This window comes from Bradyrhizobium sp. Leo78 (genome assembly GCF_059512425.1).
Window position 1 is genome coordinate 1 of the sequence record NZ_JCAMOT010000067.1, and the last position, 23,321, is coordinate 23,321.

The 23,321-nt window shown below is 59.1% G+C and carries 25 protein-coding genes, 5 pseudogenes and 1 riboswitch; of the genes and pseudogenes, 14 read left to right on the forward strand and 16 right to left on the reverse strand.

The genetic code is table 11. From position 1 onward, the window contains the following. Both AC5ZG1_RS40690 and AC5ZG1_RS40695 read left to right on the forward strand, forming a co-directional pair. The coding region (locus AC5ZG1_RS40690; RefSeq protein WP_496136232.1) for an ATP dependent DNA ligase at positions 1-435 on the forward strand (435 nt) is incomplete at its 5' end. Positions 436-456: 21 nt separating this feature from the next. Then, on the forward strand, positions 457-705 hold the full coding sequence (locus tag AC5ZG1_RS40695; RefSeq protein WP_456646370.1) for a hypothetical protein: 249 nt from the start codon (positions 457-459) through the stop codon (positions 703-705). A gap of 222 nt (positions 706-927) precedes the next feature. Here the strand turns inward: AC5ZG1_RS40695 and AC5ZG1_RS40700 are convergent, their stop codons facing one another. From AC5ZG1_RS40700 to AC5ZG1_RS40740, 9 genes are all read right to left on the reverse strand, one after another. Continuing rightward, positions 928-2,592: a recombinase family protein gene (locus AC5ZG1_RS40700; protein WP_496136233.1), complete on the reverse strand. Its 1,665-nt coding sequence runs from the start codon at positions 2,590-2,592 to the stop codon at positions 928-930. A gap of 620 nt (positions 2,593-3,212) precedes the next feature. Then, positions 3,213-3,917, reverse strand: coding sequence for an integrase core domain-containing protein (locus AC5ZG1_RS40705; RefSeq protein WP_496136234.1), 705 nt, complete (start codon positions 3,915-3,917; stop codon positions 3,213-3,215). After that, positions 3,905-4,219 carry a hypothetical protein gene (locus AC5ZG1_RS40710; protein WP_496136235.1) on the reverse strand — a complete coding sequence of 105 codons (315 nt, stop codon included), beginning with the start codon at positions 4,217-4,219 and terminating at the stop codon, positions 3,905-3,907. Before AC5ZG1_RS40710 ends, AC5ZG1_RS40705 begins: the two co-directional genes overlap by 13 nt. A gap of 1,152 nt (positions 4,220-5,371) precedes the next feature. After that, positions 5,372-6,337, reverse strand: a complete 966-nt coding sequence (locus AC5ZG1_RS40715) for a HupE/UreJ family protein (RefSeq protein WP_496136236.1) — start codon at positions 6,335-6,337, stop codon at positions 5,372-5,374. Positions 6,338-6,423: 86 nt separating this feature from the next. Beyond that, positions 6,424-6,945 carry a hypothetical protein gene (locus AC5ZG1_RS40720; protein WP_496136237.1) on the reverse strand — a complete coding sequence of 174 codons (522 nt, stop codon included), beginning with the start codon at positions 6,943-6,945 and terminating at the stop codon, positions 6,424-6,426. Next, positions 6,942-8,435, reverse strand: coding sequence for a GldG family protein (locus AC5ZG1_RS40725; RefSeq protein ID WP_496136238.1), 1,494 nt, complete (start codon positions 8,433-8,435; stop codon positions 6,942-6,944). The genes AC5ZG1_RS40720 and AC5ZG1_RS40725 overlap by 4 nt, the downstream gene beginning before the upstream one ends. Then, positions 8,432-9,133: an ABC transporter permease gene (locus AC5ZG1_RS40730; protein WP_456646377.1), complete on the reverse strand. Its 702-nt coding sequence runs from the start codon at positions 9,131-9,133 to the stop codon at positions 8,432-8,434. The genes AC5ZG1_RS40725 and AC5ZG1_RS40730 overlap by 4 nt, the downstream gene beginning before the upstream one ends. Then, positions 9,130-9,882, reverse strand: coding sequence for an ABC transporter ATP-binding protein (locus tag AC5ZG1_RS40735; protein ID WP_496136239.1), 753 nt, complete (start codon positions 9,880-9,882; stop codon positions 9,130-9,132). Before AC5ZG1_RS40735 ends, AC5ZG1_RS40730 begins: the two co-directional genes overlap by 4 nt. A gap of 119 nt (positions 9,883-10,001) precedes the next feature. After that, positions 10,002-10,856, reverse strand: a complete 855-nt coding sequence (locus AC5ZG1_RS40740; RefSeq protein WP_456646379.1) for an N-acyl homoserine lactonase family protein — start codon at positions 10,854-10,856, stop codon at positions 10,002-10,004. Positions 10,857-11,813: 957 nt separating this feature from the next. Here AC5ZG1_RS40740 and AC5ZG1_RS40745 point away from each other — a divergent pair. The 6 genes and pseudogenes from AC5ZG1_RS40745 to AC5ZG1_RS40770 all read left to right on the forward strand — a co-directional run. Continuing rightward, positions 11,814-12,188 (forward strand): annotated as a pseudogene (locus AC5ZG1_RS40745) (recombinase family protein); the annotation flags it as partial. Positions 12,189-12,319: 131 nt separating this feature from the next. Beyond that, positions 12,320-12,559, forward strand: a complete 240-nt coding sequence (locus tag AC5ZG1_RS40750) for a recombinase family protein (protein ID WP_496136242.1) — start codon at positions 12,320-12,322, stop codon at positions 12,557-12,559. A gap of 165 nt (positions 12,560-12,724) precedes the next feature. After that, positions 12,725-12,790 (forward strand): annotated as a pseudogene (locus AC5ZG1_RS40755) (hypothetical protein); the annotation flags it as partial. 597 nt (positions 12,791-13,387) lie between these two features. Then, a pseudogene (locus AC5ZG1_RS40760) lies at positions 13,388-13,710 on the forward strand (hypothetical protein); the annotation flags it as partial. A 2-nt stretch (positions 13,711-13,712) separates the two neighbouring features. Continuing rightward, positions 13,713-14,441: pseudogene (locus tag AC5ZG1_RS40765) on the forward strand (SOS response-associated peptidase). A 156-nt stretch (positions 14,442-14,597) separates the two neighbouring features. Beyond that, positions 14,598-14,818: pseudogene (locus tag AC5ZG1_RS40770) on the forward strand (hypothetical protein); the annotation flags it as partial. Here the strand turns inward: AC5ZG1_RS40770 and AC5ZG1_RS40775 are convergent. The 4 genes from AC5ZG1_RS40775 to AC5ZG1_RS40790 form a co-directional block, all read right to left on the reverse strand. Then, complete coding sequence (locus tag AC5ZG1_RS40775; protein WP_456646286.1) at positions 14,818-15,006, reverse strand: hypothetical protein; 189 nt, start codon at positions 15,004-15,006, stop codon at positions 14,818-14,820. The pseudogene AC5ZG1_RS40770 and the gene AC5ZG1_RS40775 overlap by 1 nt on opposite strands. A gap of 721 nt (positions 15,007-15,727) precedes the next feature. Next, positions 15,728-15,907, reverse strand: a complete 180-nt coding sequence (locus AC5ZG1_RS40780; protein ID WP_456646287.1) for a hypothetical protein — start codon at positions 15,905-15,907, stop codon at positions 15,728-15,730. A 345-nt stretch (positions 15,908-16,252) separates the two neighbouring features. Beyond that, positions 16,253-16,501: a hypothetical protein gene (locus AC5ZG1_RS40785; RefSeq protein WP_496136240.1), complete on the reverse strand. Its 249-nt coding sequence runs from the start codon at positions 16,499-16,501 to the stop codon at positions 16,253-16,255. A 236-nt stretch (positions 16,502-16,737) separates the two neighbouring features. Beyond that, complete coding sequence (locus AC5ZG1_RS40790; RefSeq protein ID WP_456646289.1) at positions 16,738-17,145, reverse strand: hypothetical protein; 408 nt, start codon at positions 17,143-17,145, stop codon at positions 16,738-16,740. A gap of 363 nt (positions 17,146-17,508) precedes the next feature. Here AC5ZG1_RS40790 and AC5ZG1_RS40795 point away from each other — a divergent pair, with 363 nt between their 5' ends. Continuing rightward, complete coding sequence (locus AC5ZG1_RS40795) at positions 17,509-17,790, forward strand: hypothetical protein (RefSeq protein WP_456646290.1); 282 nt, start codon at positions 17,509-17,511, stop codon at positions 17,788-17,790. 380 nt (positions 17,791-18,170) lie between these two features. Here the strand turns inward: AC5ZG1_RS40795 and AC5ZG1_RS40800 are convergent, their stop codons facing one another. After that, positions 18,171-18,416 carry a hypothetical protein gene (locus AC5ZG1_RS40800; RefSeq protein WP_456646291.1) on the reverse strand — a complete coding sequence of 82 codons (246 nt, stop codon included), beginning with the start codon at positions 18,414-18,416 and terminating at the stop codon, positions 18,171-18,173. Between the two features lie 203 nt (positions 18,417-18,619). Between AC5ZG1_RS40800 and AC5ZG1_RS40805 the strand changes: the two genes are divergently transcribed. Further along, entirely contained in the window at positions 18,620-18,901 is a 282-nt protein-coding gene (locus tag AC5ZG1_RS40805) for a hypothetical protein (protein WP_456646292.1), read from the forward strand. Positions 18,902-19,950: 1,049 nt separating this feature from the next. On the opposite strand, the gene AC5ZG1_RS40810 is transcribed toward AC5ZG1_RS40805, so the two are convergent. Then, complete coding sequence (locus tag AC5ZG1_RS40810; RefSeq protein WP_456646293.1) at positions 19,951-20,178, reverse strand: hypothetical protein; 228 nt, start codon at positions 20,176-20,178, stop codon at positions 19,951-19,953. A 150-nt stretch (positions 20,179-20,328) separates the two neighbouring features. Between AC5ZG1_RS40810 and AC5ZG1_RS40815 the strand changes: the two genes are divergently transcribed. Further along, entirely contained in the window at positions 20,329-20,583 is a 255-nt protein-coding gene (locus AC5ZG1_RS40815; protein ID WP_456646294.1) for a hypothetical protein, read from the forward strand. 121 nt (positions 20,584-20,704) lie between these two features. On the opposite strand, the gene AC5ZG1_RS40820 is transcribed toward AC5ZG1_RS40815, so the two are convergent. Beyond that, a complete protein-coding gene (locus AC5ZG1_RS40820; RefSeq protein ID WP_456646295.1) occupies positions 20,705-20,962 on the reverse strand; it encodes a hypothetical protein in 258 nt (85 codons plus the stop codon). A gap of 441 nt (positions 20,963-21,403) precedes the next feature. Continuing rightward, positions 21,404-21,504: riboswitch (SAM-I-IV-variant riboswitch) on the reverse strand. A 323-nt stretch (positions 21,505-21,827) separates the two neighbouring features. Here AC5ZG1_RS40820 and AC5ZG1_RS40825 point away from each other — a divergent pair. The 3 genes from AC5ZG1_RS40825 to AC5ZG1_RS40835 form a co-directional block, all read left to right on the forward strand. After that, the gene (locus AC5ZG1_RS40825; protein ID WP_496136241.1) at positions 21,828-22,085 is read left to right on the forward strand and encodes a hypothetical protein; all 258 of its coding nucleotides are present in this window, start codon (positions 21,828-21,830) and stop codon (positions 22,083-22,085) included. A gap of 261 nt (positions 22,086-22,346) precedes the next feature. Continuing rightward, on the forward strand, positions 22,347-23,165 hold the full coding sequence (locus tag AC5ZG1_RS40830; RefSeq protein ID WP_456646296.1) for a gluconate 2-dehydrogenase subunit 3 family protein: 819 nt from the start codon (positions 22,347-22,349) through the stop codon (positions 23,163-23,165). Positions 23,166-23,201: 36 nt separating this feature from the next. Continuing rightward, positions 23,202-23,321, forward strand: a 120-nt coding sequence (locus AC5ZG1_RS40835) for an FAD-dependent monooxygenase (protein WP_496136243.1), incomplete at its 3' end; no start/stop codon positions are given.

Genomic DNA, 23,321 nt, shown 5'->3' on the forward strand with positions numbered 1-23,321 from the left:
AACGGACGCGAGATGTACGAGCACGCCTGCAAGGTCGGACTTGAGGGCGTGGTTTCGAAAGTGCGCAGTAGCCGCTACGCATCAGGCCAAGCCGCCGAGTGGTTGAAGGTGACTTGCCGCCGGCGTGAGACGCTGACAATCGCTGGGTTCGCCTTGGACGAAGGCAAATGGGACGGCATCTATCTCGGCCGGCGCAAAGGCGACGAGTTGGTCTATGCCGGCAAGGTTGACCACGGCTTCGACAAGGCATCGGCCGCGGACTTGCAGAAGCGCCTGGCGCCGCTGATCCGGACGACGCAACCCTACTCGAAGCGCATCGCGCATAAGGGCATCTGGGTCGAACCGAAGCTGCTGGCCGAGATCGAGTATCGAGCGAAATCGGCCGAGGGCAAGGTGCGGCACCCATTCTTCAAGGGCCTACGGGAGGATATGTGATGGACCGACGAAAGCTCCTGATTGCAGCGAGTTCGGCAGCTATTGCCGCTACATCTGCCGAGAACGTTGGCAACCGCTTACGCCGGCCGGCGGGTCGATATCTATGACGGCCCCGAGTGGACCGAGATGGATATCGACGATCTCAAGGCCTCTCTCGAGCACGGCAGCACGATCGAGGAGGCAGCCGGTTTCCTATGCCGTTCCTGCAACGTCGACGATGTCGCCAGGAAGGCTGCTGAACTGTGGCTTCCCGTCAAATTGCGCAGATGATGCGGATCTATTGCGCGCGCAACTGCAACACAGCCGCCGAGCGCCGTGTCATCGATCGCGGTTGTGGGGCTGGAGAGATCGTCTGTCTCGAATGCGGAGGCGATGGCAACTGGGGCAAATTCGCTCCGGAAGAAGTCGGCCCGGATTGCCCATGCTCCGACTGCAAGGGCACGCGAGGCATTGCTGGTCAGCATCTTGATATCAACTACCTGGCGGCGCCCTTCAGCGAGGGCCACTTTTGGACCGGCCTGATTTCCGCGATCTGCTCGGCCGTCGTGACCCGGCCGACGAAGTTCTGCCTATCCGCCGGGCGATAGCGCGCGCTAATGCTTCTGCAGTTTGGAAGCGAGCTATCCTGCGCCGGTCGCAAGATCGCTCCGAGAATCTCAACACCGTCCTGCCGAGGCCCTGTGTCGGTAGCAGCACGTAGTCAAGAACGGATTTGTTGTATTCGGACAGTCTGATCCCAACGAGCCAGCCCGCAGGCACGCGGCGTAACCATTCGACACGCCAATGCGGAGAATGTGTTTCCTTTTCCCCGGGTACCCATCGAGCAATTCGAAATGTAACGCTCGCCGCTCCCTCTAGACTGAGGGACGCGTTCGGCGTAGCGACATCTTGTCTGCCAATGGAATAGACGCGAGCGATGCGCCAACCCTCTCTAGAAATCTTGTCAGCGACACGGGAAGTAAGCTTTGCAATCAGATCGCCCCACACTTGCCGAGAATCGAGATAGTCAAAGTTGCGCTCTGACTTATAGCCGATCAGTCTATAGGCATTTCGAAGGCTCCCGAAATGCACCATGTAGGTGGCGGAGCATGGAAGACCTACTGTCCTATTGATGACCCACGGGCTGAGCCGCCCTTCTTTCAGAAGCGTCTTGCGCAGACGCGTTAACATCTCTGTTTCGGTCAGATCAACGCGACGCTCCTCAATAATCTTTTTGGCCTTGAGGAACACATCCAGCTCAATGATCGGCTCGATACTCCCTTCGCTTCTGACCCACTGATCAAATGGGTTGTTTACTTTCTTCTCTCCGAGCTTGGAGGACTGTCGATTGTAGACAATGTTACCGACATAATTCTCGTTTCTGAGCACCCGACCGATCATTTCTCGGTCCCAAGCGACACCAGCTTTGACGGGTATATCTTTTCGATTGAGTTCATTTGCGATTGCTGTTTCGGATCTCCTCTGAAGGAATCTCTGAAAAATCCACCTCACGACGGCTACTTTGTCCGCCGCGGCGGGCCGCAACCGAACATGGTCTGTGATGAGATATTTGCGATCTCCGTCTTTCAGGATTCCCTTTGACTGCAGCTTCTGGTCCACGAGCTCTCGCTCGAGCGCATAGCCAGGCCGACCACCTACCTTAAAGCCTAGCCGCGAAAACCGGCATGCTCCCGCATGAACTTTGACCGACAATTCGCGACTATATTCAGCCGCCATCACTCTCTTCAAATTCTTGACGATGCTCGAGAGCATACTTCCATCGTTGTCGAACTGCTCAGCGCAGTAGGCGACATTGATGCCCGCCTGTTTGCAGACAAACTCATAGTGGGCGCTCTCGTCGATATCCTGAAAGCGTCCCCATCGGCTGACATCATAGACCAGGAGGCGACCAAAGTCCGTCTCGCCAGAGCGAACATCCTCGATCAGTTGAATCAAGCCCGGTCTATTCTTAATCCGAAGTCCGCTTTCTCCCTCGTCGGCATAGGTCCGAACGATCGTAAGGTCGTGGGCATGTGCGTAGGCCGCGATGACAGCCGCCTGATTCTCGATGGAATAGCGCTGCTTGTCTGTCGACATCCGGACATACTGAGCGGCCCGCGCGCGCTTTTGGACGGTTGCCAATTGGGTATTCCGGCGAACGACGAGTGCATTGATCATCGATCAAGGCTCCCGACCTGGACAGCGGTGATGCTCCGGATCGCCAATCCCTAAACAACACATATCCAACTCCCGTCCACTCGATCGTGCAAGGGGATTGTGTTCAATGGCAGGAAGTAGCACTGGCCACCGGCAGCACTCCCGATCCTGCTCGCGGCGGAGAACCAAGGAGATGCAACGGTGCGCGCTTAACCCGCCGGGCCACAACGAAGGAATTAGGTGGGCTCCTTGTCGAAGCTCTTGCTCTCGCGCCTTGATTGCTGTTGGATGCCGCCCGCTGGGGAGATTTCGTTACTATGCGCGTTAAGTGGGGGCTCGCGCTATGCGCCGTCTCGGGCGGCTGCGCCGCTTCGAGGCAAGAGGTCGTTGCTCGACTTGGACAAGAATACATCGCCAAAACGTCGACACGCTGGTGCTACGCTTCGGACCACCGAGCAGCACATTCAAAATGAACAGCGGTCAGACCTCGTACATCTGGCAATTGACGGCCGTGACCGACATCGCGGTTGACCGCGGCTTCGGCCAGGGTTGCTCTCGTCAATGAAATCATCGAGGTTCCATTGCCCACGATCCGCCTCTTCAACGAAGGGCCTCATTAATTCCCCTGTGCCTACCGCAAATCAAATCCGGGCATATTGGTGGTGCAGTCCGCCCAGAATCGGGCGACAGAGAATGCATCCAACTGTCTCGGCGGCGCGTGAAATCGGCGCGTCTTTATGCAACGACAAATGGGTGCGCGTGCCGTTGTAATAGTTCATGTACGAGAGCAGCACGTGACGCAGATGGCGCTCTCCGAACACCACGACATGATCAATGCATTCCCGGCGGATTGAACCGATCAGCCGTTCTGCACAAGCGTTTTGCCAAGGTGAGCGAGGAGACATCGGATGGTCTCGAATCCCGATGGATCGAACCCGCCGCAGGAATATCTCGCCGTAGGCGCCGTCGCGGTCCCGGATCAGGTAACGAGGGATTTGCTCCCAGCCACACGCCTCCGTCAACTGATTGGCGATCCATTCGGCCGTTGGGTGCGCGGTCACTCCAAGCCACAGGATCTGCCGCCGACCATGGCCGATGATCAGCAATCCATAAAGCAACCGGAACGAGATCGTCGGCACCACGAAAAGATCCATCGCAGCGATCACGTCAGCATGGTTGCGAAGGAACATCTTCCATCCCTGCGAGGGAGATCCCCTCCTCCGTGCCATGTACTTGGCGACGCTGGTCTGGCCTACATCGATGCCGGGCTTGAGAAGCTCGCCATGAATTCTCGGTGCTCCCCACAATGGATTGACGATGCTCATCTCGCGGATCAGACGGCGCATCTCCAACGATACCGTTGGTCGACCGCAACAGTGGCGCGATTTTCTGCGCCAACCAACCTAAAACCGGCGCGGTGCCAGCGGATCACGGTATCGGGTCGGACAATTGCAAGTGTATCATGCATCTTGGGAAACAGCCGGCAGATACCTCCCAATATCAGCCGGTCAATCGACGCAAATCGAAGTCTCTTGGGATTGCCGCGCCGCAGCACATTGATTTGCTGCCTCAGCACCAAAATCTCCGCCTCGAGCGTTGCGCGCGACCGCAGCAGATCGATCACTGTCCCGACGATCAGTTTGCACAAATCAAACATCGAGCAGCAGCATCGCCCGATTCTCGATCAACTGCCAGCGGATTGGATTTGCGGTAGGGACACGATGGCTTGGCCGGACCCCATGATCAATTTTGCTGAACTTGACGCACAGAACTTCTGACGGACCGCTAACAAGTCTTCTTGTCAGGCCAAAGCTGAAGCGGCAAGCCACTGACACCGCTCATTGGCGCGAGACAGTCAGTTGTCAGACTCAAACCCGACTTCTACCGCCGGACAGCCAAACGCAAGTCGCTTCGGAAAGATTGGGTCTAGCCATGTAGCGGACCCCCGCTATTTTTTTTGCGTTTTCCTACGCGAGCCTACGATCCTGCACGATTTTGCACTCTCTGATGCCAGCGATCCGAGGCCGCGGCAACTCGAGACGTGGAGCCTTGCTAGTTCGTCAAGAGCCGCCGTTCGTATGCAATCCCTTCGCCGGCGAGAAATGGTCCGCGGGTAGGTTCAAATCCTGGACCTGCAACCATCTCAAATTGCTATTTGAGGCCGCGGCCTGAGCAGTCAGATCGGCCGATCCGTGGGCAATATGAAAATCGAAGCCCAGCAACGAGCAACGTTTGTGGATATAATCGGAGGTCGGGGTCGGCCTACGAACCCCGCGTCCCGAACGTAAGTAGCACACCAAAAGATCAACAAAAACAATGAAGTTCGGTAGCGATTGACTACCTTTATCGCTGTTTGTTCACGGAGTTTCGGTGGTCAACCGGTGGTCAGCAGAGCGTCTCGCGTCATGTTGGCAGATCGGTTGTTCAAAGCAGCACGTCTCGTGAATTCACCAGCATACGGGAAGGACAGCGCAAGTGAAGTTGCACCAGGCGACGGTTTCGCAGCTAGCGCCAGCTCGCGCCGAAGCATGTCCTCTAGGAGCGTAGCTTGTCCCCGTATCGGTGCTGCACCTCCTGCCCGACCAGAGCGTCTGATGTTGGATCGTAGCTTCGGCTCGATCGTCGAAGGAAAAGGCTGCATCCTTTCTGACTGAGGGTTCGATCAGCCACTCTTTGCTTCTTTCAGAGCGCTTTGCTCCAGGAAGACGAACCATTTTAAGGTCCGATTTGCCGCCAAGGCGGACATCGCCCGGGTGGCGGGCTAAAGGCCCTTGCAAGGGATACCGTTTGCTCACGAGATTCAACCGACAAGAACTCGCTCTAGCAACCAATACGTGCCGATCGCCGCGGCGGCAATAGAGGCAAGGCGCGACGTCAGCTGCGCGGCCCGCCCTTGCGACATCAGCGTCAGCAACGGAAGCGCGATCACCACGAAGATAAGCTGGCCGATCTCGACACCTGCGTTGAATCCGACCAATCCGCGGAGCAACGCTGCGTCCTTCAGTTCCAGCTCGCCAAGGACAGAAGCAAACGCAAGTCCGTGCACGAGGCCGAATCCAAAGCTCCACATCGACCGCCGCCGATCCGGCGCTGCCGCGAGCAAGTTTTCCAGCGCAACCCAGATGATGGTCGCGGCTATAAGCGGCTCAATGATGCGTTCGGGGACCCTGACAAAGCCGAGCGCTGCCAGCGTGAGCGTCACGCTGTGGGCGAGCGTGAAGGCGGTTACGATCTTCACCACCGACCAGAAGCCGCGCGTGATAGCGAGTAGCGCGAGTAGAAACAGCAAATGGTCGTAGCCAGTGAGAATGTGCTCGACGCCGAGCTCCACAAGATCCAGCCAGCCCGTCGCGACGGGGCGATCAACGTCGATGCCCGACGTTCGTGATGTCTCACCGAAGACCACCTGCCGCTCGCCGTTGGACGTGTGGATGTTGCCGAGGCTTTGATAGTGTTCGCCGAGTAAGTTGCTCCAGTCTTCGGTGATAGTGAGCCGGCCGTGGTCAGCGCCGCAGGAAAAGTCGATCTCGACCCTAGCGCGAGCCTCGTTCGCGCCGGCACCGCCGATGCGTACGCGGCCCGCGCGGCAGGGTGTGCCGGAGAGATCGATCGTGACGCTCCTGCGCGCAGCTTCGGCGACCGCCTCGGCCGCCGGGCGGTCGCCGCTGGCCGCGGCCCTCACAATGGACGCCGACGCCTGCGGTATTTCAGGTAGCGCAATAGAAAGTGAATACGAAAGGCGGTCGCCCGACTGCTCGATGCGCACCAGCCCTGTGGTGGTCACGTGCGCCGACGCATCGGTGCAGCACGCAAGTGCAAGCCAGAATGCCGTCCATTGTGCAAATGGCGCCCTCACGGCATTTTGCCCGCTCGCTCCCATGCCTCGCCGACGAAGCCGGGAAGCAGCGCAATCTGGTGGCTTCCCTCGCGCCTGGTATAGTGCGACAGGCCGATTGCGTTGGTCGCGCCGAATGCGATAGTAAACTGTGAAGCGTCACTGCCATTGACCACGACACGCAGCCGCGGAGGATCCAATCCGAACTGCGCGGGGTCGCTGCCTGCCATCTCGTCGGCATCCAACACGCGCGCGGGCCCTGAATTGCGAAGCAGCGTGAGCGCGCCGTCGAGCCGCGCCGCGAACCCAGCCGTGGTCGTGCCCACGGTAGCGTGCCAGCCGTTCTCTGCCCGGACAAAGTGCCAATGCCCCTCCCGCGTTTCCACATCGACCTCGCGAACGTCCTCGATCGGGATCGTCATCAGGCCCTTCGGCGTGAACGGTGCCAGCCCAGAACCATCGCGGCCGCCGGTCAATGCGAGCGCAACCAGAAAGCTGGCGGCGCCGAGGGCGGCTACGGTCCAGATGAGACGGGTCATCGCCGCAACCACCACATCGCGCCGCCGGCAAAGGCTATCAGTCCCGGCATCAGCAGAACCGTGACTATGAAGATGCCACGCATCTGCCGACCGGTAAGCGAAACCGTCGGCAACACCTCCACCGGCGGCTTCATGGTCGGCGCTCGCTCCTCGTGCGTCAGCCACGCGAGTGCGGCGAGCACGACATCGGAATTGGCCAGATACGGGAAGAACGAGTTGGAGATGAAATCGGCATCGCCCGCCACGATCATGCGGAACGGCGCGGTGGCCGCTTCACTTAGTGGGCCCTCGGCGGCAAGGGCAATAATCCTTGATGCGCGCGGCGATGAGGCCGCCGCCGCATCGCTCCCGAGGCGATCGGCCATGACATAAGTCTCGGAACTGCTGGCCGCCAGCGGTGTCACCTTGATGTTCGTTGTTGGCACTGCTTCGAGTGGGCGAGCGCCCGGATAGAACGACAGCGCCAGTCCGCGAGTGACCGGATGGACGCCATAATGCGATACCGCGATCATCTGCTCGTCAGTAAAATAGTGCTCCTTGGGATCGACGATCACGCCATTGCCAACCTTGACGCCGGCGGTAACGAGCAGCGCGGCAAGGCTGTCATCAAGCTCATAGTCGGGCTCGATCAGGAAGATCGCCGAGCCGCCCCGCTGCAGATAACGGCGCATCAGTTCGGTCTCGCCGGGAGAATAGCGGGTGCGCGGATTGGCTTCGACGACAGCGCCGCAATCGTCGGGGATCGGCTGGCCGGTCGCAAAAGAAATCTTGCGCACGGCAAGGCCGAGTTTCTCGATCGCGCGTCTTAGCCGGCCAATCCCGTGTTGTTCCATCTGCACGACGGCCAGCCCCGAGGCGTCGTGGCTATGGCTGTGAACGCCTTCGAAGTGCGTATGGAATTCGAAATTGTCGATATCGTACTCGCCGTTCCCGGCAGCAAAGCAGATTACAAGCTCGCGCTTGCGCAACAGACGCAGCACGCCGAGCGCGATCTCGCGATTGTCTGTCGTCACGACTTCGATGCGGCGATCGCCCGACCGCAACACGGCCGTATTGTAGGTGCGCACGCCGAAGCTGGAGGCGAGCGCGGGGTTCTGGTCGGCGTCGATCAGGCGGACACGGAACTTCCCGTTATCCCGTTCGAGCTGCCGCAGCATAGCGCCAAGGGCGACCGCGCCGGGGTTCTGCTTCTGATAGAAATAGGCAATGTCGATCGGTTCGGCGAGCCTGCGCACCACCTCACCGGCTTCGGCAGAGGGCGTGAAGGCCTTCTCGCGCGTGAAATCGAGATGCGCGTCGTGACGGAACAGCGCAACGTTGGCGAGGACCACGACGGCGACGGCTACGGCGACCACAAGGGCAGCGGAGACAGCACGGCTGGCATAGCCGAGCCGCACCGGCAGCTTCAGGCCCGCCACAAACAATAGCGCAAGCGCGGCAATCACGCCTAAAAACCAGACGATATTGATCGCCTCGGATGCCTGCATCATCGCTGTGCAAGCCTCCAGGTGGTCAAAAACAGCGCGAGCATGCTTGCGGTGATGAAATAGCCGATGTCCGAGACGAACACCGAGCCTGACACCATCGGCTTGAAATGTCCGATCAGGGACAGGTTGAGGGCGAGGCTGTCGAATGGCGGCGATAGCAGATAGGACACGGAATCGGCAAACCAGAGCATCAGGAAGATACCGATCGACAGCGCCGCCGCGACGACCTGGTTTTCGGTGATGCTTGACATCAGCAGGCCGACCGCAACCAGGAGCGAGGCATGCAACGCGAGCGCCAGATAGCCAGCATGGATTTGTCCCCAGTCGGGCTCGCCGTAACGATCGAGGATCACCGCATATACGAGCGAGAGCGTAAACATGCCGAGGACGAGTGTCAGCGTGGCGGCATATTTGGCCAGCACGATCGAAAGTTCCTGCACCGGCGCAGTCAATAGCAGCTCGAGCGTCTCCGACCGCCGCTCCTCGGCAAAGCTGCGCATGGTCAGCACCGGCACTAGCAGGATCGACAGCACATACATCTGGTGAAAGATGTATTGAAGGTTGGCGACCTTGGTCGCAAACAGGGTCAGGCTGAACGTATAGCCGAGCACGAGCAGGAAAACCGCGGTCACCGTGTAGCCGATCGGCGACGTCAGCGTCGCGTTGAGCTCCTTGGCAAAGAGAATGCGCAGCGTTCTCATGTGAGCGACAGGAACCAGGCTTCGAGATCGGGGGTATCTGCCATTGCGCGGACGCCCAGGAGGCGCCCATTGAGCAGCACCGCTACCCGGTCACAGGTCTTCTCGACTTCGCTGAGAATGTGGGAGCTTATCAGCACCGTGTGGCGCCCGGCCAGCGAGCGGATCATCTGCCGCATCTCAATGATCTGGCATGGATCAAGTCCATTGCTAGGCTCGTCGAGTATAAGGATGTCCGGATCGTGGACCAACGCCTGGGCGAGCGCAGCCCGCTGCCGATAGCCCCTGGACAAGGCCCGGGTCGGCTTGTCGGCGACAGCGGACAGCCCGAGCCGATCGATGATGCGTTCGACGGCGCCTTTGACTTTCCGCTCAGGCATGCCGCGCAGCCGTGCCATGAAGGCCAGGAATTCTCCCACCCGCATCTGCCGGTACAGCGGCGCTGCTTCCGGCACATAGCCGATGTGCCGCCGCGCCGCGAGTGAATCGCCGACGACATCGTGGCCTGCGACCATCAAGCAGCCTGAGGATGGCAGGAGATAGCCCGCAAGCAGCCGCATAAACGTTGTCTTGCCGGAGCCGTTCGGACCCAGCAAGCCAAACACTTCCCCGGCGTGAATGTCGAGCGTGATCCCCTCCACCGCCGATACCGGCCCGTATCGCTTGCTCACATTGGACGCGGAGATCGCTGGGGCGTGATCCGTCTGGACCAACGCATCACTTGGCGCCGCGTCGATTGCCGAGATGGTCATGCAGCGTCCCGAACAGGCGAGTCCGTTCGCGGGAAAAATGAATCTACAGCCCCGCTTCGGGGACTCGCCGGGAGGTCCGGCGCGGGCTCTCAAGAGAGCGCCCCGCACCGGCTTAAGACTCAATCATAGAACTCTGGCGCGTGCTTGGTGGCCTTGAAAACCTCCGGATCGTGCCCGTAGAAGATCTGGGCATTGTTGGCGTCGCGAACCAGCCGAACTCGCTGGTAGCTGCGATAGGCATCGCTCGGATTGAACGTGCCGGGAATTGGCGGGATCAGGTTCTTGTCGAGGTTCTCTTTCAGATAGACCACGTCGCTGGTCAGAATAACGGTGCCCGTCTTAGGCAATTTGACGGTCACGAACTGACTGCCGGGGGTATGGCCGGGAGCCCGCATCACGCGTACCGAACCGTCATCGAACAGATCGAGGTCACCCTCGAGGCGGATAATGTTCATCTTCTTGGTGTCAGCGAAGTCGCCCGGAACATAATAGAGCGAGTAGCCGACATCCGGCCACCAGGCGGCCTTTAGTTCGTCGTTCTGGGCAACGAGGGTCGCATTCGGAAACTGACTGACATTCCCGCCATGGTCGAGATGCAGGTGGCCGACCACGACATATTTGATGTCGTCAGTCTTCAGTCCGATCTTCTCAAGCTGTGCGGGAATGGCATCGTCCTTCGTCATCTTGAGACCGAACCCCTTGGCAAGAGGTCCCCACCAGCCATCGGGATCGGTAATCGTCTTATCGTTGTTTCCGGTATCGATGATGACATTGCCCTTGGGATGCTTGAGCACATAGAAGCTCACGGGCGCCCAATCGATATTGCCTTGACCACCCATCTGCAGGGCTGCCTTCGGGAAGCCTCCCAGCGAACCCGACGTAAAGACGTATAGCTTGGGGCCTTCCTGCGCGGCGGCAGCGCTCGCAAGGCCGAGCGCGATAGCCAGACTCAATGCAATCTGCTTGATCGTCATGGCAATTCCTCCTGAGCCTTCGTTTTACGGGCTGTCTTCGTTTTACGAGCTATCCTTGTTTTACGGGCTGTCTTTGCAGCCATGGCTGCCTCGCCTGGCGCGGCCGAGACGGGTAGCCAGTGAGAATAGTTTGGCCCCTTGCAAAAGCAAGTTGGCATACCCGGCCCAAACGGGAATGTTTTTCCCCACGGGGCCAGAGTTGAAAGAACGATACGGCCGTTCGCAAAAACGACCCGGCAAAGGGCGGACTCATGTTTTTGCTGGCCAGCGTCGGCATAAACACGCTGCGCTGCACTCGTGGCATCCCGGATGGCGGTAGAAGTCAGTCCACGTTCTTTCCGCCGTTGTTTTTCCCGTCCAGAGCTACGGCCCGGCCGCGATAGCCCAGCGCAAAGGCACCGGCACGGCGGCGCGTTCAAGCATGGGAACCACGGCCCTTCAGACCTTGCCCGTCCGCCGCACCAGTTTCGCACCAGAACGACCGCATCAAATCGCAGCGGATGCGCTTGATCCCGGACGAAGATGTAGCAAATTCAACGAACGCGTCCTTTATCCTCCCGCTCATAACGGTCTGGTTGCAGGTTCGAGCATCTGATGGCGCAGCACGTTCTTGACGTGATCGCAGGCAGTATAGGTCTTTCGCACCAGAAATCATCTTCTGAGAGTCTGTCCGTTTTATTCCCCATCATATCCAATTCCACGATCGGCGCTTAAGCGCCCTGCTTTCTCTCAGCAGTGCGCAGCACCTTGCTAGGATGACGCGCGCGAGGACGAGAGAAGAGCACAGTCGTGGACCACGGTCCGCAGCCTCAGCGCAAATCGATCCTGATCTGACCAAGTTTGTTGAAGCGCTTGCAATCGCCGACACAAGACGCGTTCATCTTTTCGATAGTGAGCGCCTGATGAAAAACCATCTTGATGCCGCTTGCGACAAGCGCATCAGCACTGGTATTCGAGATGAAACCCGCAGCGATCTATGCTCGGTTCTCGACCGAGCTTCAAAACGAAAAATCGACTGAAGATCAGATTGCTCTATGCCGCGCTTATGCAGCTCGTCATCAACTCGATGTCGTTGCTACGTTTGAAGACAAGGCGCGTTCTGGGGCCTCGGTATTTGGCCGCGATGGTTTGATGCAACTTATGGACGCTGCGCGTCAGCATCGTTTCGCAGTTGCGATCGTAGAGGCATTGGACCGGCTCTCACGCGACATGGAGGATCTTGCCGGCATCCACAAAAGGTTGTCTTTCCAGGGGATCGAGATCCAGGCCGTCCACGATGGCACCGCGGACTCGATATTGATTGGGATCCGGAGCCTCGTCGGACAGATGCAACGCGAGGATGGCGCGAAGAAGGTCCGCCGCGGCATGGCCGGCGTGATACGCGATGGCCGACATACGGGAGGGCGCGCCGGCAAACCCGGCAAGCTCGAATCGTTGAAGATGAAGCCACGATCGTCCGACGGATCTTTGCAGCATATGCAGCGGGAGGGGCCCCCGAGAGATCGCGCAGGATCTCAATCGGGAAAAATATCCATCCACCGCGAGGTCGGCGATGGAATGCGTCGACGATCAACGGCAATGCCAAGCGCGGGACGGGGCTCATCTTCAATGAGCTCTATGCTGGCCGTATTGTCTGGAACAAGGTCCGGATGGTGAAGGACCCCGATACAGGCAAACGACTGTCTCGCCCAAAGCCCTCGTGAGGAGTGGCAGAGCATTGATGCGCCCCAACTGCGGATCGTCGAACAGTCCGTGTGGAAGCAGGCGCACGCTTTGAAGGCTGAGAAGGGCATTTGGCCAGCCACATGAAGCGGCGGTCGCCGCATCTCCTGTCGGGTCTCCTTCGGTGCGGTTGTTGCGGATCTGGCATGTCAGTTCACGACCGCGACAAGACCGGAAAGACCAGGATTCGTTGCTCAGCTGTGCGCGAGAGTGGCAGTTGCTCGAATCGCAGGATCATCTACCTGCGCGACATCGAAAGACTCGTGCTCAGTGGGATGGTCGAGGAGTTGAAGGACCCACGGCTGATCGAGACCTACGTCCGCAACTACAACAGTGAGCGAGAGCGGCTTGCGGGGAACGCCTCCTCGGAGCGCCTGCGGCTAGAGGCGAAACGTGACCGGATCGAAGGCGAGCGTCAGCGCAACATTGATCTCGTGATCAGGTACGTGATTTCCGAGGAGGATGCCAAGCAACGGATCGCCGAGCTGAAGCAGGAGCGGTTGCGCGTCGAGGCGGAACTGGCTGCCCTCGAGGAGGCCCCTACCCCCATCTCACTGCATCCAGCAACGCTGGACCGCTACATCGAGACCGTCAATGCGCTCGCCGACACGATAGCAAGCCATGCAAGCGCGGAGGACGACCGCGGCCCGTTGGTCGCCGACTTCAGGTCGCTTGTGCACAGCGTCATCGTCCACCCGAAAGGCCCGTGGGAAAGCTTCGAAGTCGAGGTCAAGGGAAAGCTGGCCGCCCTGACCGGCGGAGGGCTCCTTCCGGAGGCCCACCATAATAGTGGGTCATACGTGATAGCCCGCAGCAAAGGCAACGCACTTATCCGCCAAGCGGACCGATTGCTCTGCGACAGCTGGAACGAACGGATGTGGGCGGATGGTGAGCGATCGACCCTTCGCCGACCGTCCATCAAGCAATCAACGGCGGCTTCACTTGGCTTGAGATCGAATGCTCCCGCTGCAAGACACGGCGCGACATCGATCTGGCCGCCCTTCCTCACCCGCCGACCACGTTCGTGCACGATTTAGCTAGCCGCCTCCGGTGCAGCAAATGTGCTAAGGCTGGCCGGCGTCCTATGGCGGCTCTTCTTCAACTGACACAGCGCTCCGCTCCGGTGACGTGACTTTGTGCAATCTCTATTCGATGACGAAAAACGTCGACGCGATCCGGCGCCTATTTGGGGCCCTTAACAGCCGTGTCGGCAACCTGCCGTCATGCCGGGCAGCTTTCCGGACTATCCTGCGCCCATCGTCCGCAATGCGCCCGATGGGCGGGAGATCGTCATGGCGCGGTGGGGCACGCCGTCGTCGCAGAGCGCTCTTTTCGAGGCCACCAAAAAGCGCGCCCAAAAGCTCGAAGCCAAGGGCAAGACCGTCGACTTCAAGGCATTGCTCAGGATGGAGCCTGACAGCGGCACCACCAATATCCGCAAAATCAACAGCGCGCATTGGAAGCGATGGCTCGGTCCGGAGCACCGCTGCCTGGTGCCGTTCACGTCATTTTCCGAATACGACACAATCGACGGCAAGAAAGTGCCGGTGTGGTTCGCGCCGGACGAGCGCCGGCCGCTCCACGCGTTTGCCGGGCTCTGGACCAACTGGACGTCTGTCCGCAAGGCCAAGGAAGGCGAGATCACGGCCGACCTCTTCGGCTTCCTGACCTGCGATCCGAACGCAGAGGTCAAGCGCGTCCATCCCAAAGGCGATGCCGGTGATCCTGACCACCGCCGAGGAGTACGATGTCTGGATGCGCGCGCCTTGGGACGAGGCCGAGGCGTTGCAGCGCCCGCTTCCGGATGGTGCGCTCCAGATCGTTGCAACCGGTGAGAAGGAAGATCCGCCGCTCGCCGCCTAAGCGTGTATACAGGCCGGCGGAACAGGTGGACAAGCCGGAGCTACGGCAATTTGAATCCCTGGTCTGTGTTAGCAGCCCGGAACGGGGCACGGTCGGCAAGGATTCGTCCCCCGTCAGGAGCGATCTCATGCTGATGTTTAGGAAAAGCGGCCCGCGATCAGGACGCTGCGCGGCTGGGCGATCAGCGTGCTGCAGGAGGCTGGCGCCATACGCGCGTGCGAGGAGCACGGGTGGATGCAGGACCGCGCCGACCCCATGCTCGCGAGCGGGCCTTCGACATCGCACGTCGGGATTCGCCGGCCGGGGTCTCTCCGGTCGAGGCTGTCGCCGAGGTCCGCGATGTTCTGGATTCGATCGGCGAATCCTATCCGGAGTGTCAGTCCGAAACCGCCCAAATCGCCTCTTCCGTCACGTCGCACTCGCGGCGAGCCGGCGCCCGCAGGCGAGTGAGTTCGATCCACGCCAGTGCGGCGTTGATCCAGCTCTGCCGTTCGGCTCCATCGGCTTCGGCGGCGAGCTTCATCGCCGCAAACGCCTCGCGCTCGGGGTCGTACTCGACGTCCATGGGCTGAAGATAATCGCGGATGGTAAACGATTACGCATCGATGCGACCGTAGGAATCCGGGGGTGGCCAAGGCGACGGTAGACATCGCGGCTCCCGCGTTCTTTCGAGGATGACTAGGTGCGCCCGCCAGGCTCGCGCCAAGGCACGGGCTTGATTCATAAGATTCCGATGAGAGCGAAAACGGCGACCTCCCCCAGGAAGGCCAAGGTCATGATCGCGACCGTGAGAAACACATCGCCTAACGGCATGAGATTCATGGGCAAGGCCTCGCGTGTCCTGCGCCCCCCGTCGTGAACACGTGAAGCCGCCGAAAAGTTTCGGTTCCGCATGCCGGGTTCCGGGTATAGGGTCGCGACCGGGCAGGCCCTTCAACGGGGCAGATTATGCGGGTCCTTGAACTGTCATGCTGGTGCGTGACCGCGACGGGCCTAGTCGTGGTGGTCGCGGTCCTGACGCTACTCTGAAGTTCCGGCTCAGTCGTCCGGCCGCCGTCACACGGGCCCGGCCATGCTCAGAAGCTGCGAGACTGCGGTAACCAGTTGCCCGGCGAACGCTGTTCGAGACGACTTGCGACTTCCAGACCTCGGCGTCGCCGCTTCACGTAGACGACCGGAAAGTTGGGATCGATCCTGCCTGGGCCTGAATCGCAAATTCGTCCTCGACCTGATGCGGCCGGGTTCGGTCACGTGAGGGTCCTTTCGCCGCCGGCAGTCCTGGGGGATTAGCTGTCGCCGGCAGCATCGGGCGCTTCGTCGCCGCGGTCGGTCCGCGGATCCTCGGCCTGCTCCTTGAGATCAGCAGCCTTCTCGACCAAGCCCAAGGCGACCATCGGATCGGTGGTCGTCTTCGCGAACTTGAGCAGGGTGGCCGCCTGTCGGTTCAGATACTCTCGTCCCGCCACGTCTTGCTTTCCCAACAGGCGCTATTCGGATTTCAGCTCCCAAGCGGAAAGTACAACCTTAGCGATTCGTTCCGTGGAAATGTTCAAAAGTGAACATTGGCCGGAGACCGCAACCAATCCGATGTTCGAATGTTGGCAGAAGCCTAGCCCGGTCCGATGAGGAACCCGGTCTCTATCGACATCGCGGCGGAAATCGCGAGCCGCTGCGCCCGCGGATGCCCGTCGAGAGGGAACTTCCTCCGTCCCTGAAATCTCTGCTTGATCGGCTCGGTGCGTCCAAGGACGGAGCCACGTCACGCTAACGCGGATGCGCCGCAACCGCACGCGCAGACCCGGATTCAACCGTTATGCGATTTCGCCATCGAGTTGGTGGGCGAGAAGCTGGACGATGCGCGAACCCAGTCCAGCCGGATCGGTGCTGTCCTGAAGGCCGACGCCGTTATCGGACGCCGATAGTTCGATGCCGTCTCCTTTCGACAAAGAGACGAGGACGCTTCCCGGCTTGTGGCCCGGAAAGGCATACTTCAGCGCGTTCGTGAACGTCCTAGACGAGAAGATGATCGAAGTTGGCCTGCCCTGACCGAACATCCTCAATCAGGCTAGCCAGTCGGATCTGTTCGTAATCCTTAGACCACTCTCTCCTTCGTCCGAGTAGGTGCGGATGATAGTTAGGCTGTGCGCATGCGCGTAAGCTCAATGGCGGCAGCTTGGTTTTGGATGGAATACCTCTGTTTGTCCGTCGACATACAGACATACTGGGCTGCAAGCAGGCGTCTTTGAACATTCGCCAAATGAGTATTGCGGCGGGGGACGGGTGCATTAATCATCAATCAAAGCTCCCGGTTGCGCAGCGTGCTATGGCTCAGTTTATCCAACCCCATCGACATGGGGTTGCAGTAGAAACCTGTGAGCTTCTTGCTTGATAGCAGTACAAGCTGACGCTTTAGCCTGATCAGGAGATTACCGATTTGCCTATTGAACGAGTTGATATCGTCAGTCATTAAGAAATTCAGCGCCCTCTCCGCATTCTGGATCGCACTTCCACCAACCGCAGCCGGTCGGTAGGACGTCGCTATGAGATTTTTGTTGTCCCTCTCTGTGACCGCACTCGTAGCGATCGGCGCCTTCACGGCTATCCGGTACATCGCCGGGAACTGACGGGGTGGTGCCGTCGCGCCAATACGCTCGGGTCTTGTAGCTGTGCGCCGCACGAGCCCGCCAACGCCGAGCTTTGTCAAGCCACTCACATCAGCCTAGATCCCTTTCCACAGGGTAGCGGAGTCTTCGATCGTCGCCTCCGGAATAGCATGCTATGCACGCCGAGATCGGTACGCTTGCAGGGAACTCACCGTGATAGAGCTATGGCAGGCAGTGCCCCTTCTCTACGCGCTTGGCTTCACCTGCTGCATGATTCTTTTCGCCTGCAAGGGAGGTTGAGGATCCCCGTCTCGCCCGCTACCTACGGGAACACTTGGCTCTCGTGCGTCCGCGTGGAACGAAGACCTTCGGCCAGCGTCGAGTCTTAGCGCTCCAGGCTTCGGCCCCCGCTCTCATGGCCGGAAGTAGTGCTAAAACCATCCCTCAAACCTGAGGGTAGAACGATGCCCACTTACAAGGTTGCCTATCTGCATGAGCAGGGGCAGGACTTGATTATTTTCCCTGTGGAAAGCTCGTTCGATAGCCAGCCGCAATCTGTTCAATCGCAAGAGTTGATCGCGATGGAGCGGCGGGCGCATGCAGCGGGGCTGCAGGGTTTCGCCGTCGTCGTTTGGGATGCTGGCGGTCGGATGGGCTTTATAGGACCGCCGCCATTGCACGACTTTCTTAGCTCAATCGATCTTCAGTTGGTGATGTCGAATTTAAACCGAGAGGTTTCCTGGTAGCCATATCTTTCGGCCAGGCACGCGAGTTACCTTCATCACAGCCGCATTCGTCGTTGATTTGCCGCCGCGCGCAGCCCGGCATCGGCGGTTCACTGCGTCTCGCTAGATAGGAACCAAACCAAATCGGTCCGTGATCGTCGAGTCTCGGCTTCCGGCTATCAGCCCCCTAAGCCCCGGCCGGAAGAAAACCTGTCACCACCAGGTTGGCGGCCCCAGCCCCAAACACACTGGGGCCGTTTTGTTATTGCAACACCCTCGCCCGATCCGGTTGGATGCGACCAGCGGACGGGTGGCGTCGTTTAACTCCCGGCGGTCTATTGGCTCCCTACTTAGCAAGGAACGCGGGCTCGCGGCCGAAATGCGCCGGCCAGGGCCGGCCTTTACGTCATCAGCTTGTGCACTTCGCCAGGCTTGAGATGTAGGTTTTGCAGCTCTTTCAACTGCTGGCGTGTCAGGTGTCCTGTCGCAAGCTCCGCTGTCCAGCCTTCCGGGACAGCCGTCAGAACCAGGGTAAGTGCTTGGCTCGGTTTAGCTGCGACTACCCAAAGTTGCCTGCTTGGGCGGGTCACCGCATCATCGCCCGTTGCTTCAACAATCGTAAATTCGGTACCGAATGACTCAGCCATGAACGTCTTAATACCGTGCCGCCCGCTTGGTTCAAAAAGCCACCGATAATGCTAGCTTAGGACAGCAGACGGACACCACCGACTGCGGACCTCTGCAATCCGCTAGGTCTGGGCGAGACCCGCCGGCCGGTCACTACCCGTCGTCAAAGCTCATTTCGGTTATGCGCCAGAATGGTATTCAGGGGCTCTAGCGAGGTGACGCGATGGACAAGTTCAAGATCAAGATCGCGCGTATCGAGATGATTTCGCCCAACGAACGGGGTGAGGACGTTCGCTTGGTGTTTCAGTTCGAGAGCGGTCAGATCCGTTTTTCATTGCCAGTCGTTGTGAACTCCCGCGAGTTTGACGACACCGAAGTTGTCGAAGTTGCGCGAAGCAAACTGTATGACGTCTTCAGGCAGCTTTGCAGTCAATGCAAGGGCTGGCGGTTATCGGATGACGAGCGTCGAGAGCTCGCAAGCATCAACACGCGGCCAGCCTCGTAGGCTCGGCGGTCGCGCAATGGCGGAAGAGGTGAACGACCCGACGAGACGCGATATGAAGGCTGCCATTGACCACTGGAATGTTGACGGTCGGGAGCGCATATCGCGCTGTATGGTCAACTTCCCGCGATGCGCCTGCTTGAAGTGAAGCTGATTGCTCTTTTCCCGCGGAAGTGGGAGTGGCAGGTCTGGGAAGCCGACATGCTGTTGATGAGCGCCCATGAGACTTCGCGGGACGCGGCTCCGATTGAAGGGAATAGCGCCCTGTTTTACTTACTTCGGCGTCCGACATGGCGATTCGCAGCGCCTGACTCGAATTATGTCGACTCCCGGATGAAAAGGGCGTCTAGTCGCTTACATCATCGCGCTGCCCCCGGCTCATATCGGTGACTGAGAGTTCGGTAACGCTCCCGCCAAATCGAACAGGGAGTAGTGGCATGTCGCATCGTCGACGTTTCAAGTTGTCATCATCCACATTCGAATACCGCCTAACGCAAGAAGCGATCAGCCTGCGCAAACAGGCCGAAGGCATGCCCCATGGCATTCGTCGCGACGAGCTTCTGCGGAAGGCCCGCCAGATAGATGCTGCCTCTCACGTTAATAAGTGGCTGACTTCGCCAGGAGTGCGGGCTCCGACATAAATTCCAGTGCTCAAGCCCGGATAGAAGCCGCAGTATCAGCCCCATACCGATAGGTGATAGCCGGTGTAGTCGACCTTCTAACGGTTCGACGCCCGGCCCAACGCTTCGGCTACGCGCTGCTAGGAATTCAGCCAAGGAGAATTGACATGAAATGGAACAGCAGAGTTCTCCGTTCCTACAACCACAAACTCGAATGCGCTTTGCTTGTTGCGTTGCTGGGTGTGATCACTTTTTGGCTCGCAGTCTGATCGAATGCCACTGCCGCGCTACCACTCGTTAAATTTCCCGGCGGTGCGGAGCGCCGTTCGCCCAAAGGCAGGTCCACCATTCGATTCGGATCGGATTGAACATGAAAGCGTCGTGCGTGCTCGCATTGTTATGACGCTGGACAATTTGATTACATTGCGAGATCTATTGAACAGTTCGATGCGGCAAACGCCAGCTCCTTCCGCCAGTAGCCGGGCCATCAAGGCCCATTAGCGGCGCGCTCGGTATGCTGCCATGCGAAGCGGCGACGATTTCAGCGTCAGCAACGAATTTTCGAAGCGAAAGCAAATCCGACATCTTTTGTGCGAGCACATCGGTATCTGACGCGAGTTGCTCGCAAAGCTCTTTGGCACTGCGTGTTGAAGCGCGCATACCAGCCGCCCTCCTTCTTTGGAAAGGAAGTAACCTGATATGACCGGGAAGGTTCGGTAATTAACTTATTGTACCTTTATTTTTTATATATCATTTAATTTCACATTAAATGTCAGTCGGCAATAGAGGAGAAGGCAATGAAGGTCGGTTTTGGCGCAATTTCCCCTGTCATTGCAGGCTTGCGCAGGCGCGCGCGGTCAGAACAAAAACGTCAACGGAGCCCCCGGGCCGATCGCAAAGCCAAATAGCCTTCTCAAAAATCCCATAAGCTCTTCCGCCAAGCAGCTGGCGCACCTGACTCGCCGCCTGCTTTCTTTCAGCAGCTTCGGCCTCAAGCTGTTGGTTGAACGCGAGGAGTTCGGCGAGGCGACGCCGCCGTCCCGGACGATAATCAGCGAAACGTAAGTCGCTTTCGGTCGATAGTCGCAGCCTCGGCTCTCTGATCATCCTTCATCGTCATGCCACGCCATCTCTACTGTTAATCTCTTCGCAAAAGGCGCGAAGCTTCGCCGGTCCCCCGCCTCGCTTACAGTAACCACAATAAAATTGGTTGCGAGAGGCAGATATCTCGATGAAATGCTTTCGGCGCGCACAATCCGCAATCCAGGCGATCGTGTTGTGGCCTGCAGGTCGGAGATTGGAGCTGAAGGTCTCGCGCCGCAGTGATAATTGTGGCCTCATTACCATGCTGATCCACTTCTGCCGCCATCGTATTCCGTCTTAACTCCTGCTCGAAGGCATCAACAATGCCCGCCATCTCTTGGCTTGTCAGCAGGCCGGCCATGTAGGGCGGCTCCGAGCCTGAAAAATGAAGGCGAGAGCGGAGTAGTCTGTTCATTAGGATGCTCGCCGCTCCGCGCGGACTTCCGGCGCGAGCCGCTCCGGTCACACAGCCACAACTGATCTTCCGCTTGATCCAGTCGCGATCGCCGCGCTCACGTGCGGTTAGACGCTCCCGCGTGGAGTTGTCAGTGGATGTAGTCAGCGACCACAGCCGGTCACCGCGGTCATCAAGTGCAAGAAAAAGAGCTTCGTGAATAGTGTCGATTCCGACGTTTAGGTGCCATGCTCCAGCAAACACCGCGTGATCGGGAATATCCCCCTTGATGCTGTGGCTGATGACTCCACGGATCGACGAATGCGCCCTGGTGCTTATCGGGGCGATCCAAAAACATGTCAGACATAAAAATAGCCTCCGTCGCACTGGCGAGGAGGCTGACGGCCGCGCGACCCGTATCGTTGCCGAATTGGCCGCATCTCCTTGCGGAAACCACCTTGCCCGGGATGGCAGGTCGGCGAGGCGTCAGCCTCTTCTTGATGCACGATCAGTATAGCAGGTTCGGATAGTTCTTCCAGAGCGGTCACTAGCACCGCAGTCGGGCGGATAAAGAGACCCGCCCCTCTGCGGATCGGGACCGCGGACTTGGGCGACTGCGGAGCCGGGCCGCTCTCGGAAGCTTGCTAAATACGAACTAGGGTACCGGACGCGTTTGCGGCTTCGCCCTGCCATTTTGGACGGTCATTGGCTGCCCTACTGACACAACGAATCTTTGGGCGGCCGATTGCCTCGATGCGTGGTGGCTTAATCGGGACGTCGAGGATAGTGGTGCGCTGTTGCCGTAGTCTGCCGGATGCATCGGAGCGGGGCGATGGTGTCGCAGTTGATGATGTTGATCTTGTGCGACATCGTTCAACGCGAATACGCATACGAGCAAGCACAAGGGCTTCCCGAGGCTAAAGTTGGCGTGTCAAACGCTTTTACGAGGAAGCAAAAAATGGACCGCAACGTAGCACGAAGAACAATTGGAATTTCACCTATCGGTCTTGATCAGAAGTGGCGCGCGCATAGTCAAGTTGGAGCGATCGTCCTGAACGGTCACGCTGATGCAGATGTACTTTCAGCTTAACCCGCTCGTAAATCTCTCTTGCTTGAGCAACAAGTCTACCGCTTCGATGATTCCATTTCATGGATGTGCATTGCAATACGCGATCAGTTCACGCTCAAGCTCTTTCAGGCAAGCCCGGGGCACGGTAGCCAAAGAGCCACGCCTGCCGCGGCCTGAATTGCTGAACTGGACTCACCCGACTTGAGAACCGTTTAGACTGTGCTATGTTGGTCTTTTGATGCGCCACCTTGGAATTCCGAGTTCACGATCCAGGGGAGCACTATGGTCGCGAAAGAGATTTCGCTGAGCGCCAACCGTATCGGGAAGATGGCCCCCGGTGCTGATAGTGCCGGGGAGGGAATACCCCGCTCGCCGCGCTCTAATCACGGCGTGCGCCGTCGCGAATTACTCATAACCACCGCCATGACTTTGGTGTTTTCGGCGACCTCTGCTCGCGCGCTAGTCGTCAAGGGCAGTTTGCCGTGGGGACCAAGTGCCGGCACTCCACCAACAGCGGTGCGGCCTGGGCCATGGGCGTATTTCACTCCGGAGGAAGGAGCTGCCGTCGAGGCCCTCGTCGACCGGCTGATCCCGCCGGACCCGCAGACGCCGGGAGGCAAGGATGCCGGCTGTGCGGTCTTTATCGACCGACAACTTGCGGGATCCTATGGCAGCGCCGAGGGGCTCTACATGCACGGGCCCTTCGCCGACGGAACGCCAGAGCAGGGAGATCAGTCGCCGTTGACCCCGGCAGCGCGGTATCGCCAGGCGCTGGCCGCATTGGATAAATATTGTCGCGCCACTTACGCGGGAAAGCCGTTCGCCCAGATTCCCGACGATGAGAAGGACAAGGTTCTCTCCGCGCTGGAGAAAGATCAGGTGCAACTGGAAGGAACCAGCAGTCGCGCGTTCTTCGAGTATCTGCTGCAGAACACGCGGGAGGGGTTCTTCGCTGACCCAGTTTACGGCGGCAACCGCGACATGGTCGGTTGGAAGATGATCGGATTTCCCGGCGCGCGCTATGATTACCGCGACTGGGTTGAGCGGCACAACGAGCGCTATCCGCTGCCACCCGTTGGCATTGCTGGCCGACCCGAATAGGCGCCAAAGGCGCGTTTCGTCCGGAGTATCGGGAATATGACGCGCAAATTGCCGGCAACTGATGTGGTGATTGTCGGATTGGGCTGGACTGGCTCCATCCTGGCGCATGAGCTGACTGGTGCCGGATTGAACGTGGTGGCGATCGAACGCGGCCCG

What these genes read in the sequence shown, in the direction of transcription:
- AC5ZG1_RS40795 (WP_456646290.1), top strand. Translation starts at nt 17,509, where the DNA reads ATGCCCACTTACAAGGTTGCCTATCTGCATGAGCAGGGGCAGGACTTG.
- AC5ZG1_RS40800 (WP_456646291.1), bottom strand. Translation starts at nt 18,416, where the DNA reads ATGGCTGAGTCATTCGGTACCGAATTTACGATTGTTGAAGCAACGGGC.
- AC5ZG1_RS40700 (WP_496136233.1), bottom strand. Translation starts at nt 2,592, where the DNA reads ATGATCAATGCACTCGTCGTTCGCCGGAATACCCAATTGGCAACCGTC.
- AC5ZG1_RS40810 (WP_456646293.1), bottom strand. Translation starts at nt 20,178, where the DNA reads ATGCGCGCTTCAACACGCAGTGCCAAAGAGCTTTGCGAGCAACTCGCG.
- AC5ZG1_RS40720 (WP_496136237.1), bottom strand. Translation starts at nt 6,945, where the DNA reads ATGACCCGTCTCATCTGGACCGTAGCCGCCCTCGGCGCCGCCAGCTTT.
- AC5ZG1_RS40820 (WP_456646295.1), bottom strand. Translation starts at nt 20,962, where the DNA reads ATGGCCGGCCTGCTGACAAGCCAAGAGATGGCGGGCATTGTTGATGCC.
- AC5ZG1_RS40830 (WP_456646296.1), top strand. Translation starts at nt 22,347, where the DNA reads ATGGTCGCGAAAGAGATTTCGCTGAGCGCCAACCGTATCGGGAAGATG.
- AC5ZG1_RS40735 (WP_496136239.1), bottom strand. Translation starts at nt 9,882, where the DNA reads ATGACCATCTCGGCAATCGACGCGGCGCCAAGTGATGCGTTGGTCCAG.
- AC5ZG1_RS40825 (WP_496136241.1), top strand. Translation starts at nt 21,828, where the DNA reads ATGGTGTCGCAGTTGATGATGTTGATCTTGTGCGACATCGTTCAACGC.
- AC5ZG1_RS40705 (WP_496136234.1), bottom strand. Translation starts at nt 3,917, where the DNA reads ATGCGCCGTCTGATCCGCGAGATGAGCATCGTCAATCCATTGTGGGGA.
- AC5ZG1_RS40775 (WP_456646286.1), bottom strand. Translation starts at nt 15,006, where the DNA reads ATGGACGTCGAGTACGACCCCGAGCGCGAGGCGTTTGCGGCGATGAAG.
- AC5ZG1_RS40725 (WP_496136238.1), bottom strand. Translation starts at nt 8,435, where the DNA reads ATGATGCAGGCATCCGAGGCGATCAATATCGTCTGGTTTTTAGGCGTG.
- AC5ZG1_RS40805 (WP_456646292.1), top strand. Translation starts at nt 18,620, where the DNA reads ATGGACAAGTTCAAGATCAAGATCGCGCGTATCGAGATGATTTCGCCC.
- AC5ZG1_RS40740 (WP_456646379.1), bottom strand. Translation starts at nt 10,856, where the DNA reads ATGACGATCAAGCAGATTGCATTGAGTCTGGCTATCGCGCTCGGCCTT.
- AC5ZG1_RS40730 (WP_456646377.1), bottom strand. Translation starts at nt 9,133, where the DNA reads ATGAGAACGCTGCGCATTCTCTTTGCCAAGGAGCTCAACGCGACGCTG.